Below are 15,693 nucleotides of genomic sequence, written 5' to 3'. Positions count from 1 at the left end.
GCGGCTGAGCAGCGGCACGACGGACGGGCGCCAGGAGGCCTCGGGTCTCCCGGCGCCGGGACGAGGCCGTACTCGCGACGAAGGTCCACTTCCAGACGGGCGAGGGCAGGAACCGGAGCGGCAACTCACGCCGCTGGATCACCCAGGCCGTGGAGGCGAGCCTGCGGCGGCTCGACACCGACTGGACCGACCTCTACCAGGTGCACCGGCCGGACGGGGGTGCTGACGTGGAGTCCGCTCGCCTCCGGCTTCCCGAGCGGCCGGTACCGAGCGGGCGAGCCGTCGATCTCACCTCGGGACGAGCGCAGTTGAACCCCGCCCACTTCGATCCGTCGATCCGTCGATCCGTCGATCCGTCGATCCGTCGATCCCCGAGAACATCACCAAGCTGGAGGTCGCCGACAAGCTCGCCGAACTGGCCACGGACATCGGTTGCACTCTGCCGGAGCTGGCGGTGGCCCGCCGGCCCAGGGAAGAGCGCCCGGCATCGTGACACCGGCCGGGCATCGGCGTATCCGTACGAGAAAAGCCCGCCTGACCTGCATCTTCACAGGTCAGGCGGGCTTTCGGGATGTGGAGCCTAGGAGATTCGAACTCCTGACATCTGCCTTGCAAAGGCAGCGCTCTACCAACTGAGCTAAGGCCCCTGAAGCGGGCAGCAACGGACGCACCGGCATCGTGGTCACCGCCGCAGACCAGAGTACCCGGTGATCCCCTCAATCCTCCAAAAGACAGGGGCTCCCGGTCGACGACCACGCTCCGTAAGATGCTCGTCGGGGTTCGCAGCAGCGAAGCCTCGGCGAAGGGGAGACGCTATGGATGCGGCACAGCAAGAGGCGACGGCCAGAGCCAGGGAGCTTCAGCGCAGTTGGTACGGAGAACCGCTGGGGGCGCTCTTCCGTCGGCTGATCGATGACCTGGGGCTCAACCAGGCCCGGCTGGCGGCAGCACTCGGGCTGTCCGCTCCCATGCTCTCCCAGCTCATGAGCGGTCAGCGGGCGAAGATCGGCAATCCGGCAGTGGTCCAGCGCGTCCAGGCGCTCCAGGAACTGGCCAGTCAGGTCGCGGACGGCAGTGTCAGCGCGGGAGAGGCCACCGACCGGATGGAAGAGATCAAGAAGTCCCAGGGCGGCTCCGTGCTCACCGGCACCAGCCAGACGTCGTCGACCAGTGGCGCTCCCACCGTGCGCCGTGTGGTCCGCGAGATCCAGTCGCTGCTGCGGTCCGTCGCGGCCGCCGGTGACATCATCGATGCCTCGGACGCCCTCGCCCCGACGCACCCGGAACTGGCAGAGTTCCTCAAGGTGTACGGGGCAGGACGCACCGCGGACGCGGTGGCGCACTACGAGGGACACCAGAACTAGTCGGGCCGGGCACGGACCCGGCCACCGCAGTATCCGGGCACGGGCACACGCACCGGCCGAAAGCAGGAACGGGGAGCGAGCGCAGCGCAATGGGTGAGGTCTTCGCTGGTCGGTACGAGCTGATCGATCCGATCGGACGTGGTGGGGTCGGTGCTGTCTGGCGTGCCTGGGATCACCGGCGCCGCCGCTATGTGGCGGCCAAGGTTCTCCAGCAGAGCGACGCACACACGCTGCTGCGCTTCGTCCGTGAACAGGCACTGCGGATCGAGCATCCGCATGTACTCGCTCCGGCCAGCTGGGCCGCGGACGACGACAAGGTCCTGTTCACCATGGACCTCATCAGCGGCGGTTCGCTGGCCCACGTCATCGGTGACTACGGGCCGCTGCCCCCTCGGTTCGTCTGCACGCTGCTCGACCAGTTGCTGTCCGGTCTGTCGACGGTGCATGCCGAGGGGGTCGTGCACCGGGACATCAAGCCCGCCAACATCCTTATGGAGGCCACCGGAAGCGGCCGGCCGCATCTGCGGCTGTCGGACTTCGGCATCTCCATGCGCAAGGGTGAGCCGCGCCTCACCGAGACGAACTACGTGGTGGGAACGCCGGGTTACTTCGCGCCCGAGCAGATGATGGGTGCGGAGCCGGACTTCCCCGCGGACCTCTTCGCGGTCGGCCTCGTCGCCCTGTATCTGCTCCAGGGGCAGAAGCCCGACTCGCAGGCGCTCGTCGAGCACTTCGCCTCGTACGGCACGCCCAGTGCCCCGCAGGGCATCCCCGAGCCTCTCTGGCAGGTGCTCGCGGGGCTGCTGCAACCGGATCCGCAGGCCCGCTTCCGTACGGCCACGGGCGCGCGCAAGGCGCTGACGGCCGCGGTCGAGATGCTGCCCGAGCCCGGCGCCGAGGACGAGCCGGTGGAGGTCTTCGACCAGATCGGCCCGCTGCCCGCCGGCTTCGGCCCCGAAGGGCCGGTCCCGGCCTCGCCGCCGCCCGGCGGCCCGCTGGGTCAGGCGCAGGCGGCGCAGGAACCCGGGCAGCAGACGGGCCGGCAGGCCGCACAGCAGCCATACGCACAGCCACCGGCCTCGATGTCGGAGACGGGCAGCTTCCACCTCCAGCCACCCCCGCAGCACGCCGACTCCACGCCCCAGGCGGCGCAGGCCAGCACTCCCAGCACTCCCGGTACTCCCGGCACTCCCGGCACTCTCCATCCGGCGCATCCGGCATCCTCCTTCCCCGGCGCCGCAGCGGACCTCTCCCAGGCCCCCACGGCCGCGGTGCAGCACGACCAAGCTCTCACTCGTCCATACACCGCTCAGCAGGCGCAGGTTCCCTCTCCCGGACCGGGGTTTTCCGGGGCCGGGGCTCCGCCGGCCTTCGCGCAGGGACCGTCGCCCCAGGTCATGTCCCCTTCGCACACCCCGGCACACGTTCCGCGAAAGCGGCCGGGACCGTCCACGAAGGTGGCGGTCCCGGTGCTGCTGGTGGCCCTGATCTGCTTCGCCGTGGGTATCTGGGCCCTGACCCAGGCCTGAGTGACGGCCCCGGCGGACACGGGCCGGACGGCGGCTCGCATCCAGTCCGGGCCAGTCCAAGCCCATCCCCGTCCGGTCCCCGGCACAGCACCCCGTCCGGCCCCTGCCCAGCCCCTGTCCGGCTACCAGGCCTGCGGCGGCCCTCCGTACGGCTGCTGCTGCCCGCCGTCGGCCGTCACGGCCGGTACCGCGGCTGCGGCCTGCCCGCGCCGTGCGAGCAGCATCCATCCGCCCAGCCCGAGCACCAGGACGGCGCCCGCGCCGATGCCGGACGCGCCGAGCAGCTTCATGTTGCTGCTCCTGCTCTTGCTCTCGGCGGCCTGCGGGCCGCTCTGGCCGTTCCTCGCCATGTCCTTGTCGCCCTGGGTCACACCGAAGATCCCGGCGTCGCCCTCGTACGGCGTGTCCCCGGCTGTCCCCTTGACCGTGACCGAGAGGGTCAGCGGGAACGGTTCGGAACCGTAGGGTTTGGCGACCTCCGGACTCAGCGTCACGGACAGGTAGTACCAGCCGGCGAAGCGCATCGCGCTGACGCTGCTGCGGGAGGCGAACCTGTTCTCGTAGGCCACCGGAGGCACCGGGTCCAGGGACACGGAGGCCGGCCTGCCCGAGTAGGGCATGGGGGACGCGTTGCCGACACGGCCGTGCGCCGGGTTGTCCAGGGACATCGCGAGCGCGCCGCTGATGTAGTCGTCCTCGTCCGGAACGGTGCTGTTGCCGAGACTGGCGGTGGCGAAGATCTGCTGTCCCCAGCCCACCGGGACCCGGTAGAAGAGGGTCTGTCCGGGCACGACCTCGTCCCTCCACTCACCGGTTTCCAGGCTCGTCGCGTCGTAGTAACTGCTGCCGCCGTGCCTGCGGTTGTCATGGACCCCGGTGGGCGGCTTCGGCGAAGCGGACGGCCAGTTCTCCGGCGCCTCGGTCGGCGTCGACCCACCCTTGGCGAGCTGCGGCTCCGACGCGTACCGGATTTCCAGCTCCCAGTCCCCGCGCCCCGAGGTGTCGTCGTTCTCCCGCTCGATCAGGACGTTGTACGTACCGGCGCCCTGGCAGCTGCTGCTGTCCTTCTTCACGTTGCGATAGGCGTACGCGGCGATGGGGCGCGGGTACTCCGCGGACTCGAAATGGGCGTTCTCCGAGCTGCACTGCAGGTCCGACTTGTCCCTGATGCTGATCGCGATGCCGTCCCCATAGGCGACCTTGCCGCCGTCCTTCGGCACGACCACGGCAGAGACGTACGCGTTCGTCGTCGCCTCCAGGTTCAGCCGGTAGTAGAGCTTCTGGCCGAACTTGATCGAGCTCCGGTAGACCGAACCGGCCGTGAGCGCCGTCGCATCGGTGTTGACCTCGGCGCCGGTGACCGCCTTCGCCTTCGGATCGAACCTGTACGCAGCGGGCCCGTCCGCCCCGTACGCCTGCCCCGGCAGCGCCGCCACCGCGCACATCGCCGCGACCGCGGCCAGCGTCGCCCGGCCCCTGCTGCGCTGCCTCATCACGCGCTTCCCCTCGTCGTCCGTGCGGCTGCCCCGCGGCGGTTGCGTACATATACGAACACGGCGACCAGCACGGCCATGACGGCGGCCCCGGCGGCAGCCGCGATGCCGGTCCATCCTGCCCCTCCGGCACCATCGCTGTCTCCGGACGCGGTTGAATCGCCCTTCTTGTCCGCACCCTCGGCCGTATCCCTGTCGGCGTTCTTGTCAGCGCTGCTGCCGGACCCGGCCCGCACGGGCGCTCCGTGCTGCGGCCCGGTCCGTTCCGCACCGAGCACCGATACCCGCAGCACCAGACCGATCCGCGGATTCTCCGCGATCTCGGCGGCCCGCGCGCCCAGCGTCACCGAAATGTAGAACCCGCCCCCGGCATGCACCGGCTGCACATTGTTCCGGCTCTCGTAGCGGTTGGTCCAGGAGACCGGGACGCCGCCCATCCGCAGGGCGGCGGGCCGGCCGTTGTACAGCGTGGTCGAGGTGAACTCACCGCCGCCGGTGAGCGGATGGCGGGCCGGTGTGTAGAGCCGGGTCGCCCCGTAGGAGTACGTGGCCGAGGTGCGGTCCACCGTCGGCTCGTTCGCGAACTCCACGTCGTAGCGCACCTGCTGGCCCCAGCCGGCCGGGACCTTGTACCAGAGCGTCTGGGACGGCAGGATCCGGTCGCGCCACACGCCCTGCCCGATCTCCCTGGCATCGTTGAAGCCGGTGCCGCCCCGCACATCGCGGGGATCGCCCGCAGGCAGCGTCGCCTCCTTGCCACCCCGGCCGTACTCCGCCTGCGACTGCGCGGGAGACAGCCCCTCCTCCAGCGGCGCCTCGACCCCGTACACGAGCTCCAGCGGCCAGCGCGCGGCATCGGAGCCCTTCTTGCTCCGCCGCTCCACCACCAGCCGGTAGCGGCCGGCCCGGTCGCAGGTGCGGGTGCCCGCCTCGGAGCGGATCCGGGCGACCGCCGACGTCAGCGGTGCCGCCCCCTCCTTCTGCTGAAAGCGCTCGGTGTCCGTCCCGCAGGAGCCGTGCCCGTCGTACTCGATCCTGGTGCTCAGCGCGTCGAACGTGTCGACGGCCGCCCCCGGCTGCGGAACCGCCGTCGCCGCGAAGTCCGCCGTGGACACGGCGTCCAGATCCACCGCGTAGTACCGCTTCTCGCCCGGACCGATGGTGTCCAGATACTGCCCGGGTACGAGCACGGGGGACCGGTCGGCCGTGGCCGCGCCCGCCACCCGCTCGCCCCGGAAGCGGTACCCGTCCGCGGAGAGCCGTGAGGCGCGCTGGAGCTGGCGGGCCAGCGACTTGGCGTCCGGGGCGTCGTAGTAACGCCCGTTGCCCGCCTTCGCGATGCATTCGAGCTGCTCGCGGGCCGCGCCCCTCACCTGGAAGCCGACGGTGTCGATCCGCAGCCCGACGCCTTCCTTGCCGAGCTGCTCGGCGACCTCGCAGGGCCGCGGTGTACCGCAGTTGTCCTCGCCGTCGGAGATCAGCAGGATCGTGCGCGTACCGATGGCGCCTGCCTCGGGCCGCGGCAGGTCCTGCGCCGCCTTCCGGAGCGACAGGCCGATGGGGGTGTCGCCCCTGGGCCGTACGCCTGCGACCGCCCGCTTCACCGCGGCCCGGTCGAGCTCGTGCACCGGGCGCACGAGCCGGGTGTCCGTGCAACCGCGCGGCCAGTCGGCGCCGTACACCCGCAGGCCGGTCGGATAGCCGTCGGGAAGGCCGTCCACGACCGTGCCGACGGCTGCGCGGGCGCTCTCCATCCGGGTCCGGCCCGTACCGTCGTCGTCCCCCATGGAGCCGGACGAGTCGAGGACCATGACCAGGCTGCCGCTTCCGTCGGATCCGGTCACGCCCGACGCGGCGGGGGCATCCCCGGGCGCCGCCACGGCCGGCAGCGCGCCTGCCACCAGGGCGAACAGCGCCCCGCCGATCAATGTCCCCGCCCGCGCCGTACGGCGGTGGTCGCGTGCCCTCATCCGTGCCCCCAGACCGAAATCCCCGGCTTCTTTGCTCAAGCAACCTATTGATTTGCTTAGGTGAACTCAAGAGCACAGGTGTCACGGTCCCGCAACAGCACGAAGCCCCGGCCGCTCAAGCGACCGGGGCTCGCAACACAGGCTGTTCTGTCTCACACACCCGAACCTGCGGGCACGGAGTCAGTCGCCTCCGTCCACAGATCCTGCTCGGCGCGATCCGCCTGGATCTGGCGGTACACGAGGAGCCCGCCGATGGCGGCCAGTGCGACCAGGAGAAGCTTCTTCACCGCGCGACCTCGTCTTTCCTTGGCGTAGGGGACTTCTGCCGCCCGACTATACACACCGGCCGATATCGACCGGTGACCTCCCCGCAACCCAACTGGGGCCTACGGAAAAGCGATCGTCGGAAGGTCGGGCCGCCCGCGTCGCCACCCCGTCACGCCTCCCACCACCATCCCGTGACCGTCCCGGAACCAGCTGATGGGGACCGGTTGCACCATACGAGTGGTGTTCATCTGAACATCGGCACATCGGCGGCGTCGGTCCGTGAAATCGCGAGCCGAATCCACATCATCAGGAAGGTAAGCAAAACGGACCACCCGAAAGTGAGTGAGGGGCCATGAGCACCTACAGGGCCAAGAACATCTGGACCGCCTTCATCACCGCGTTCTTCGCACTTCTCGCCGCACTGGGCCTCGCAGGCTCCACCGCGTCGGCCACGGAAGCCACGGTCACGGAGCCGGCGGCCACGACCCACGAGCACACGGGTGCGACCGCGGCAACCGCGACCACCCCGTCGGTGCGATGGACCCTTCCGCGTGACCGGGCACTGCCGCCCACGATGAAGCAGCGCATCCGCGCCGAGGCGCACGGCTCCTCACCCGCGACCCGCCACCTGTCCGCGGACACGACGGACACCGCGAGCACCACAAGCACCGCCCGCGCCTCGCACGGCGCCCCGGCGGGCGACGCCTCCCTGCTGCCACCCTGAGAGCGGCGCACCTGACACCCAGAGCCCCCGGGCCGGTTCACACCGGACGGGGGCTTTCCCGTGCGCCCACCACGGCCGCCACAGCCGCCATGGCCGCCCCGCCCGCTGCCGGCCATGCCCCGCACCTCTGATCCCTGACGGAGTGACCGGAGCGGGCCGCCGGGCCACACATCTGCGCCATGACGCCGCCCGCCGAACTTCTGGAACATCCGTTGATCGGCTGACCCTTCCAACGGATGGTCAGCGGCTACGCCTGTCCCGAACCCAGACCAAGCCAAGAGCAACTGCGGCGACCACGGACAGAAGGATCGCCCCAAGGACCACTGTCACCCCGGCCGAGATCACCAAGATTCCCCACCACGGCGGATCGCCTTCCACAGTCCCCCTCACGAAGCATGAGCGCACCAAGTACGACGCCTGAGGCACCGGGGCTGGTTCCGTGACCGTCTCTGATGCCATCCGTAGATGCAAAAGGCCACCTACTCACTTGAGTAGGTGGCCTTCGTGCTGTGGGGCTAACAGGATTTGAACCTGTGGCCTCATCCTTATCAGGGATGCGCTCTAACCAACTGAGCTATAGCCCCGCCGCGCTGTGCGCTGACTTCAGAAGATTAGCGCACGTCGTGGCCAGTCCCAAAATCGATACCCGCGTCGCTACTCGTCCTCGGCCAGCGTGAGCTCGACACCGCCCACGAAGCCGGCCGACAAGTTGTAGATGAAGGCACCCAGAGTGGCCAGCGCGGTCGCCAGCACCACGTCGATCACCGCGATGACCGAGGTGAAGATGAGGACCCTCGGCAGCGACAGGAACGACTGCAGATCGAAGCCGCTGCCCTCGGTCGAACCGGTTGCCTCGCTGATCGTGCCGCCCACGGTGTTGAAGACGCCCATCGCGTCCATCACCATCCACAGGACCGCCGACGCCACCACCGTGCAGATGCCGAGTGCGATGGACAGCAGGAAGCTGACCTTCATCACCGACCACGGATCGGCCTTGGCGACCCTCAGACGCGCCTTACGGGTACGCGGAGTGGTCCGCGCCCCCGTCCGCGGTTTGCGGGACGCCTGTGCCGTGCTCACGCCCGGCACGCCGCCCTGCTGCCCCTGCGGCCGGCCCCCCTGTGTCCCGCCCGGGGGCGAGGGGTAGGCCTGCGGCGGGTGGTACGGCCCCGCCTGGCCCGTTGCGGGCTCGCGCTCACCGGGCAGCGGCCCGGCCGCGTAGCCCTCGTACTGGGGTTGAGGACCCCGGGTATCCGTCACAGTGCCCCCTTGGGAGTCCGTGGCAGGGCCACGGGCACCGTTCGCGCCGGCTCCGGAAGCGGCCGAACCGGCGCCCGTGGCTCCACTCACGCTCTACTCCTCGTGCTCCCCGGTCGAGGACGTCGTGCCCTCGACTGTGCTCTCACCAGCTGCGTCGGCCGTGGTGGCCTCCGCTGTCACTGCCTCGGCCGTCTCGTCCTCGGCGTCGACGGGACCGTCGACCTCTTCGGCCTCGCGACCCGCCTCGGCGTTACGAGCGATCCCGACAACGGCATCGCGCTTGCCCAGATTGATCAGTTGGACGCCCATGGTGTCACGGCCCGTCTCCCTGACTTCATTGACTCGCGTACGAATCACACCGCCGCCGAGCGTGATGGCAAGGATCTCATCCGTAGCCTCGACCACCAGCGCACCGACCAGTGTGCCCCGGTCCTCCACGATCTTGGCGGCCTTGATGCCCAGGCCGCCGCGACCCTGAACGCGGTACTCGTCGACAGGGGTCCGCTTCGCGTACCCGCCGTCAGTGGCAGTGAACACGAAGGTACCGGGCCTGACGACATTCATCGAGAGAAGTTCGTCTCCCTCGCGGAAACTCATGCCCTTGACGCCCGAAGTGGCGCGGCCCATCGGACGCAGCGCATCGTCCGTCGCAGTGAACCTGATCGACTGGGCCTTCTTGCTGATGAGCAGCAGATCGTCCTCGGACGACACCAGCTCCGCACCGATCAGCTCGTCGTCCGAGCCGTCCGCCGTCTCGCGCAGGTTGATGGCGATGACGCCACCGGAGCGCGGCGAGTCGTAGTCCTTGAGCGCGGTCTTCTTCACGAGACCGCCCTTCGTGGCCAGGATCAGGTACGGCGCCGCGTCGTAGTCGCGGATCGCCAGGATCTGCGCGATCTGCTCGTCCGGCTGGAAGGCCAGCAGGTTGGCGACGTGCTGACCGCGGGCGTCACGGCCGGCGTCCGGCAGCTCGTACGCCTTCGCCCGGTAGACGCGGCCCTTGTTGGTGAAGAACAGCAGCCAGTGGTGCGTCGTCGACACGAAGAAGTGGTCGACGATGTCGTCTTCCTTGAGCTTCGTGCCGCGCACGCCCTTGCCGCCGCGCTTCTGCGAGCGGTAGTCGTCCGTCTTCGTGCGCTTCACGTAGCCGCCGCGGGAGATCGTGACGACGATGTCCTCCTCGGCGATCAGGTCCTCGATGGACATGTCACCGTCGAAGGGCACCAGCTTGGAGCGCCGGTCGTCGCCGAACTTGTCGACGATCGCCGCCAGCTCCTCGCTGACGATCTGCCGCTGCCGCTCGGGCGAGACCAGGATCGCGTTGTACTCGTTGATCTTCGCCTGGAGCTCGTCGTGCTCGGCGGTGATCTTCTGGTGCTCCAGCGCGGCCAGCCGGCGCAGCTGCATCTCCAGGATCGCGTTCGCCTGGATCTCGTCGATCTCCAGGAGGCCCATCAGGCCCTCACGCGCGATCTCCACGGTGTTGCTGCGCCGGATGAGGGCGATGACCTCATCGATGGCGTCCAGGGCCTTGAGCAGGCCGCGCAGGATGTGCGCCCGCTCCTCGGCCTTGCGCAGCCGGAACTTCGTACGCCGGACGATGACCTCGATCTGGTGCGTCACCCAGTGGCGGATGAACGCGTCGATCGACAGGGTGCGCGGCACCCCGTCCACCAGCGCCAGCATGTTGGCGCCGAAGTTGGTCTGCAGATCGGTGTGCTTGTACAGGTTGTTCAGTACGACCTTGGCGACCGCGTCCCGCTTGAGCACGACGACCAGGCGCTGACCCGTACGCGACGACGTCTCGTCACGGACGTCCGCGATCCCGCCGACCTTGCCGTCCTTCACCAGGTCGGCGATCTTCTGCGCGAGGTTGTCGGGGTTGGTCTGATACGGGAGTTCGGTGACCACCAGGCACTGGCGGTTCTGGATCTCCTCGACCGCCACGACCGCGCGCATCGTGATCGAGCCACGGCCCGTGCGGTACGCCTCCTCGATGCCCTTGCGGCCCACGACGAGCGCGCCGGTCGGGAAGTCCGGGCCCTTGATGCGCTCCAGCAGGGCGTCCAGGAGCTCCTCCTGCGAGGCCTCCGGGTGCTCCAGGTACCACTGCGCGCCGGACGCGACCTCGCGCAGGTTGTGCGGCGGGATGTTGGTCGCCATACCGACCGCGATCCCCGCCGAACCGTTGACCAGCAGGTTCGGGAAGCGCGCCGGCAGAACCGTCGGCTCCTGGTTGCGGCCGTCGTAGTTGTCCTGGAAGTCGACGGTCTCCTCGTCGATGTCCCGGACCATCTCCATGGACAGCGGCATCATCTTGCACTCGGTGTACCGCATGGCGGCGGCCGGGTCGTTGCCCGGGGAACCGAAGTTGCCGTTGGAGTCCACCAGCGGCATGCGCATCGACCAGTGCTGCGCCAGGCGCACCAGGGCGTCGTAGATCGAGGAGTCGCCGTGCGGGTGGTACGTACCCATGACGTCACCGACGACACGGGCGCACTTGTAGAAGCCCTTCTCGGGCCGGTAGCCGCCGTCGTACATCGCGTACAGCACCCGGCGGTGGACGGGCTTCAGGCCGTCCCGCACGTCGGGCAGCGCACGCGAGACGATGACGGACATCGCGTAGTCGAGGTAGGAGCGCTGCATCTCCGTTTCGAGCCCGACGGGCTCGACACGCATGCCCACGCCCTCGACGGGCGGAACCTCTTCGGGCGTCACGGGGGCAGGGGTGTTCTCGTCGGCCATTGCTGGTCAAAGTCCTTTCGCGCTGCGGCTTGCTTGTACGGCCGACTCAGATGTCGAGGAAGCGGACGTCCTTGGCGTTGCGCTGGATGAACGAGCGCCGTGCCTCGACGTCCTCACCCATCAGCACCGAGAACAGGTCGTCGGCCTGAGCCGCGTCGTCGAGCGTGACCTGGCCGAGCACGCGGTGGTCGACGTCCATCGTGGTGATGCGCAGTTCCTCGGCGTTCATCTCGCCGAGGCCCTTGAAGCGCTGGATCGAGTCGTCCTTGATCCGCTTGCCGTTCTGCTTGCCGAGCGCCACGAGGGCGTCGCGCTCGCGGTCCGAGTACGCGTACTCGAAGTCGTCCCGGCCCCACTTGATCTTGAAGAGCGGCGGACGCGACAGGTAGATGTGCCCGTGCTCGACCAGCGGCCGCATGAAGCGGAAGAGGAAGGTGAGCAGCAGGGTGTTGATGTGCTGGCCGTCGACGTCGGCGTCCGCCATCAGAATGATCTTGTGATAGCGGAGCTTCTCGATGTCGAAGTCCTCGTGGACCCCGGTACCGAAGGCCGAGATCAGCGCCTGGACCTCGGTGTTCTGCAGGATCTTGTCGATCCGGGCCTTCTCGACGTTCAGGATCTTGCCGCGGATCGGCAGGATGGCCTGGTACATCGGGTTACGGCCGGACTTCGCCGAACCACCGGCGGAGTCACCCTCGACGATGAAGATCTCGCACTTCGTCGGGTCGTTGGACTGGCAGTCGCTCAGCTTGCCCGGCAGCGAGGCGCTCTCCAGGAGCCCCTTGCGGCGGGTCAGGTCACGCGCCTTGCGGGCCGCCACGCGGGCGGTCGAGGCGGCGATGCCCTTGCGGATGATGTCGGCGGCCTCGTTGGGGTTCCGGTCGAACCAGTCCGTCAGCTGCTCGTGGACGACCTTCTGCACGAAGGTCTTGGCCTCCGTGTTGCCCAGCTTGGTCTTCGTCTGGCCCTCGAACTGCGGCTCGCCCAGCTTCACCGAGATGATCGCCGTCAGACCCTCGCGGACGTCCTCACCGGTGAGGTTGTCGTCCTTCTCGCGCAGCAGCTTCTTCTCGCGCGCGTACCGGTTGACCAGCGAGGTCAGCGCCGCACGGAAGCCCTCCTCGTGCGTACCGCCCTCATGCGTGTGGATCGCGTTGGCGAAGGAGTAGACCCCCTCGCTGTACTGCGTGTTCCACTGCATGGCGATCTCGGCCGAGAGGAGACGCTCCTTGTCCTCGGCCTCGATGTCGATCACCGACTGGTGGATGACATCGCCCTTGCGGGAGTTCAGGTACTTCACGAAGTCGACGATGCCGTTTTCGTAGTGGTACGTGACCGTCCGGGCCGGCTCCTCCTCGGGAACCTCGACCGCCTCGGCGCTGTCCGCGCCGGCCGTCGCCTTCGCCGACTCCCGCTCGTCGGTGAGCTTGAGGGTGAGGCCCTTGTTGAGGAAGGCCATCTCCTGGAAGCGCCGCGAGAGGGTCTCGAAGGAGTACTCGGTCGTCTCGAAGATGTCCCCGTCGGCCCAGAAGGTGACCGACGTGCCCGTCTCCTCGATGGCCTCGTTACGGACCAGCGGGGCGGTCGGGACGCCGAACTTGTAGTCCTGGGTCCAGCGGTAGCCGTCCGTCTTGACCTCAACGGCCACCCGGGTGGACAGGGCGTTGACGACGGACACACCGACGCCGTGCAGACCGCCGGAGACCGCGTAACCGCCGCCCCCGAACTTGCCGCCGGCGTGCAGCACGGTGAGGACGACCTCGACGGCCGGCTTGCCCTCGGACGGCACGATGCCGACCGGGATACCCCGGCCGTTGTCGATCACACGTACCCCGCCGTCGGCGAGGATCGTGACGTCGATGGTGTCCGCGTGCCCGGCCATGGCCTCGTCGACCGAGTTGTCGACAACCTCTTGCACGAGGTGGTGGAGACCGCGCTCACCGGTCGAGCCGATGTACATGCCAGGTCGCTTGCGGACCGCGTCCAGACCCTCGAGCACGGTGATCGCGCTGGCGTCGTACGAGGCTGTCACCTCGCCCTGGGCGGGAGCAGCGCTGCTCTCACCGGGGGTGGACGGAATGTTCTCGTTGGGGTTGCCGGAATCGGCCACGAAGCGCCCTTTCTGGCACAGCACAGGCCGTTCTCCGGGCAGGCGGGAGCGGCTGCGTCGTTCGGCTTGTATCGACGAATCCCGCAAGACGCGGGATTGTTCACCAGTCTACCGGTAGCGCCGACCCGAATGGGGGTTTGCCGGTGCCTGAGTCCGCATGTGCCGCCCTGAATGAGCGCCTGACGACTCCCCATATTCGGGATGGGGCCTCAAGAGGCTCACACGGGCGTTGAGCGCTTCGGCCTGTCAACCTTCCACTACCGTGAGGGACGCCCGCCCGACGCCGTACGGTTTCAACCACCGCACACCCGCACAACAGGGAGTCCGCAGGCATCGGGGACAACCGGGGCGCACCCCGCCCCGACCCTCTCGGGCAGGGCCGGGTCACCGTCCACAGAACAGGATAAAAGGCCAGGTCAGCCGTAGGTGTCGCCCGGTCCCTTGCTCCCCGGCGCACGCAGCGGACCGAACCTGCGCTGCGGCCCTCCCGGCCCCAGCACCTTGATCATCCGCACGGTTCCGTGCCCCAGATCCGCGTTCAGCCGGGCCACCAGCTGAGGCGCCAGCAGCCGCAGCTGCGTCGCCCACGCCGTCGAGTCGCACTGCACCGTCAGGACCCGCTCCGCGGGATCCTCGTCGTAACGCAGCGGCACACAATGATTGGCCAGATCATCACCTACGATCTGCGGCCAGCGGCCCATCACACCGCCCACCGCGGCCGGCGCCTCCCAGCCCCGTTCGGTGATCAGACGGTTGATCGCCGCACCCAGCGGCAGCGGATCACGGCCGTCCGCCCGCGCCCCGGACCGCAGCCCGCCGCCCCGCCGGGCCTGCTTCTTCTGCTGCGCCGCCGCACCGCGCGCCCGCGCCTGCTCCTTCGCCGCGCGCAGGGCCACCCGCGCCAGGTCCACCCCCGAGGGCTCCGCCGGCTTCGCCTGCCCGACGGACGGCTCGCGCGGTGTACCGGCCGGCCCCTCCGGGAACGGCTGCGGGCTGCCCGTACCGCTGCTCACAGCCGTTCCACCTCGCCCGCCGACACCGCGTACCGCGTCCCCGCGAGCACCCCCGGGACGTCGTCGTCCACCGCGGCCGTCACCAGCACCTGCTCCCCCGGAGCCACCAGCTCGGCCAGCCGCTCACGGCGGCGCGCGTCCAGCTCGGCGAAGACGTCGTCCAGCACCAGCACGGGCTCGTTGCCCTCCGAGCGCAGCAGATCGTACGAGGCCAGCCGCAGGGCCAGCGCGAACGACCACGACTCCCCGTGGCTCGCATACCCCTTGGCCGGCATTCCGCGCAGCCCCAGCACCAGATCGTCCCGGTGCGGGCCGACCAGCGTCACGCCCCGCTCGATCTCCTGCTTGCGCACCTCGGCCAGGGCCGCGATCAGCCGCGCGTACAGCTCCTCACGCGTACGGGCGGAGTCCGCCCCCGTGCCGGGCCCCACGCCCACCTCCGGGCCCGCCGAGCTCCGGTACTCCAGCGTCACCGGACCGCCGCCGGGCGCCACGTCCGCGTACGCCTTGTCCGTCAGCGGCTGCATCGTCGCGATCAGATCCAGCCGCTGCGCCAGCAGCTCGGCGCCCACCCGGCCCAGGTGCTGGTCCCATACGTCGAGCGTCGACAGGTCCATCGAACGGCCGCCGTGCCTGCGCGCCATCGCCGCCGACTTCAGCAGCGTGTTCCGCTGCTTCAGCACCCGCTCGTAGTCCGATCGCACCCCGGCCATCCGCGGCGAACGCGCCGTGACCAGCTCGTCCAGGAACCGGCGGCGCTCACCCGGATCGCCCTTGACCAGCGCCAGATCCTCCGGTGCGAACAGCACGGTCCGTACGATGCCGAGCACGTCACGGGGTCTGACCTGCGACGATCTATTGATGCGGGCGCGATTGGCCTTGCCCGGATTCAGCTCGAGTTCGATCAGCTGCGAGCGCTCGCCCTGGGTGACGGCAGCCCTGATGACAGCCCGTTCCGCGCCCATGCGCACGAGCGGCGCATCGGAGGAGACCCGGTGGCTGCCGAGCGTCGAGAGATAGCCGACGGCCTCGACCAGATTCGTCTTGCCCTGGCCGTTGGCCCCCACGAACGCGGTGACGCCCGGATCGAGAGGCACCTCGACCCGGGCGTACGAGCGGAAGTCGGCCAGCGACAGATGCGTGACATGCATGGTGTACGCCGACCTTCCCGGCTTCCTGCTCCGTGCTGCGTGGTGCGGGCGGACGCCCGGTCCGGCC

General features: G+C 69.3%; 11 protein-coding genes, 2 tRNA genes and 1 pseudogene. 4 read left to right on the top strand and 10 right to left on the bottom strand.

Annotated elements, in window-relative coordinates; translation table 11 throughout:
• Positions 1-53: 53 nt before the first annotated feature.
• A pseudogene (locus ACZ6S6_RS17660) lies at positions 54-460 on the top strand (aldo/keto reductase); the annotation flags it as partial.
• Positions 461-574: 114 nt separating this feature from the next.
• Here ACZ6S6_RS17660 and ACZ6S6_RS17655 read toward each other — a convergent pair.
• Positions 575-647, bottom strand: a tRNA-Ala gene (locus ACZ6S6_RS17655).
• 168 nt (positions 648-815) lie between these two features.
• Between ACZ6S6_RS17655 and ACZ6S6_RS17650 the strand changes: the two genes are divergently transcribed.
• Together ACZ6S6_RS17650 and ACZ6S6_RS17645 are read left to right on the top strand one after the other, a co-directional pair.
• On the top strand, positions 816-1,364 hold the full coding sequence (locus ACZ6S6_RS17650) for a helix-turn-helix transcriptional regulator (RefSeq protein ID WP_362953302.1): 549 nt from the start codon (positions 816-818) through the stop codon (positions 1,362-1,364).
• An 89-nt stretch (positions 1,365-1,453) separates the two neighbouring features.
• Entirely contained in the window at positions 1,454-2,893 is a 1,440-nt protein-coding gene (locus tag ACZ6S6_RS17645; protein ID WP_362953301.1) for a serine/threonine protein kinase, read from the top strand.
• A 122-nt stretch (positions 2,894-3,015) separates the two neighbouring features.
• Here the strand turns inward: ACZ6S6_RS17645 and ACZ6S6_RS17640 are convergent, their stop codons facing one another.
• From ACZ6S6_RS17640 to ACZ6S6_RS17630, 3 genes are all read right to left on the bottom strand, one after another.
• A complete protein-coding gene (locus tag ACZ6S6_RS17640; protein ID WP_469706154.1) occupies positions 3,016-4,386 on the bottom strand; it encodes a hypothetical protein in 1,371 nt (456 codons plus the stop codon).
• Positions 4,386-6,356, bottom strand: a complete 1,971-nt coding sequence (locus ACZ6S6_RS17635) for a vWA domain-containing protein (protein ID WP_469706153.1) — start codon at positions 6,354-6,356, stop codon at positions 4,386-4,388. Before ACZ6S6_RS17635 ends, ACZ6S6_RS17640 begins: the two co-directional genes overlap by 1 nt.
• 152 nt (positions 6,357-6,508) lie before the next feature.
• A complete protein-coding gene (locus tag ACZ6S6_RS17630; RefSeq protein WP_003958712.1) occupies positions 6,509-6,643 on the bottom strand; it encodes a DLW-39 family protein in 135 nt (44 codons plus the stop codon).
• Between the two features lie 332 nt (positions 6,644-6,975).
• Here ACZ6S6_RS17630 and ACZ6S6_RS17625 point away from each other — a divergent pair, with 332 nt between their 5' ends.
• A complete protein-coding gene (locus ACZ6S6_RS17625) occupies positions 6,976-7,347 on the top strand; it encodes a DUF6344 domain-containing protein (RefSeq protein ID WP_362953298.1) in 372 nt (123 codons plus the stop codon).
• A gap of 510 nt (positions 7,348-7,857) precedes the next feature.
• Here ACZ6S6_RS17625 and ACZ6S6_RS17620 read toward each other — a convergent pair.
• The 6 genes from ACZ6S6_RS17620 to recF form a co-directional block, all read right to left on the bottom strand.
• A tRNA-Ile gene (locus ACZ6S6_RS17620) sits at positions 7,858-7,931 on the bottom strand.
• A 70-nt stretch (positions 7,932-8,001) separates the two neighbouring features.
• Positions 8,002-8,607 carry a DUF3566 domain-containing protein gene (locus ACZ6S6_RS17615; protein ID WP_362953297.1) on the bottom strand — a complete coding sequence of 202 codons (606 nt, stop codon included), beginning with the start codon at positions 8,605-8,607 and terminating at the stop codon, positions 8,002-8,004.
• A gap of 93 nt (positions 8,608-8,700) precedes the next feature.
• Positions 8,701-11,352, bottom strand: a complete 2,652-nt coding sequence (gene gyrA / locus ACZ6S6_RS17610; protein ID WP_362953296.1) for a DNA gyrase subunit A — start codon at positions 11,350-11,352, stop codon at positions 8,701-8,703.
• 46 nt (positions 11,353-11,398) lie between these two features.
• Positions 11,399-13,486, bottom strand: coding sequence for a DNA topoisomerase (ATP-hydrolyzing) subunit B (gene gyrB, locus ACZ6S6_RS17605; RefSeq protein ID WP_362953295.1), 2,088 nt, complete (start codon positions 13,484-13,486; stop codon positions 11,399-11,401).
• A gap of 392 nt (positions 13,487-13,878) precedes the next feature.
• Positions 13,879-14,475 (bottom strand): DciA family protein, encoded by a 597-nt coding sequence (locus ACZ6S6_RS17600; RefSeq protein ID WP_469706152.1) that lies wholly within the window; start codon positions 14,473-14,475, stop codon positions 13,879-13,881.
• Positions 14,472-15,626 (bottom strand): DNA replication/repair protein RecF, encoded by a 1,155-nt coding sequence (gene recF, locus ACZ6S6_RS17595; protein WP_362953293.1) that lies wholly within the window; start codon positions 15,624-15,626, stop codon positions 14,472-14,474. The genes ACZ6S6_RS17600 and recF overlap by 4 nt, the downstream gene beginning before the upstream one ends.
• Between the last annotated feature and the right edge of the window lie 67 nt (positions 15,627-15,693).

The sequence above is a fragment of the Streptomyces sp. NPDC048671 genome (assembly GCF_055587045.1).
This window is presented reverse-complemented; position numbering and strand designations above follow the sequence as displayed.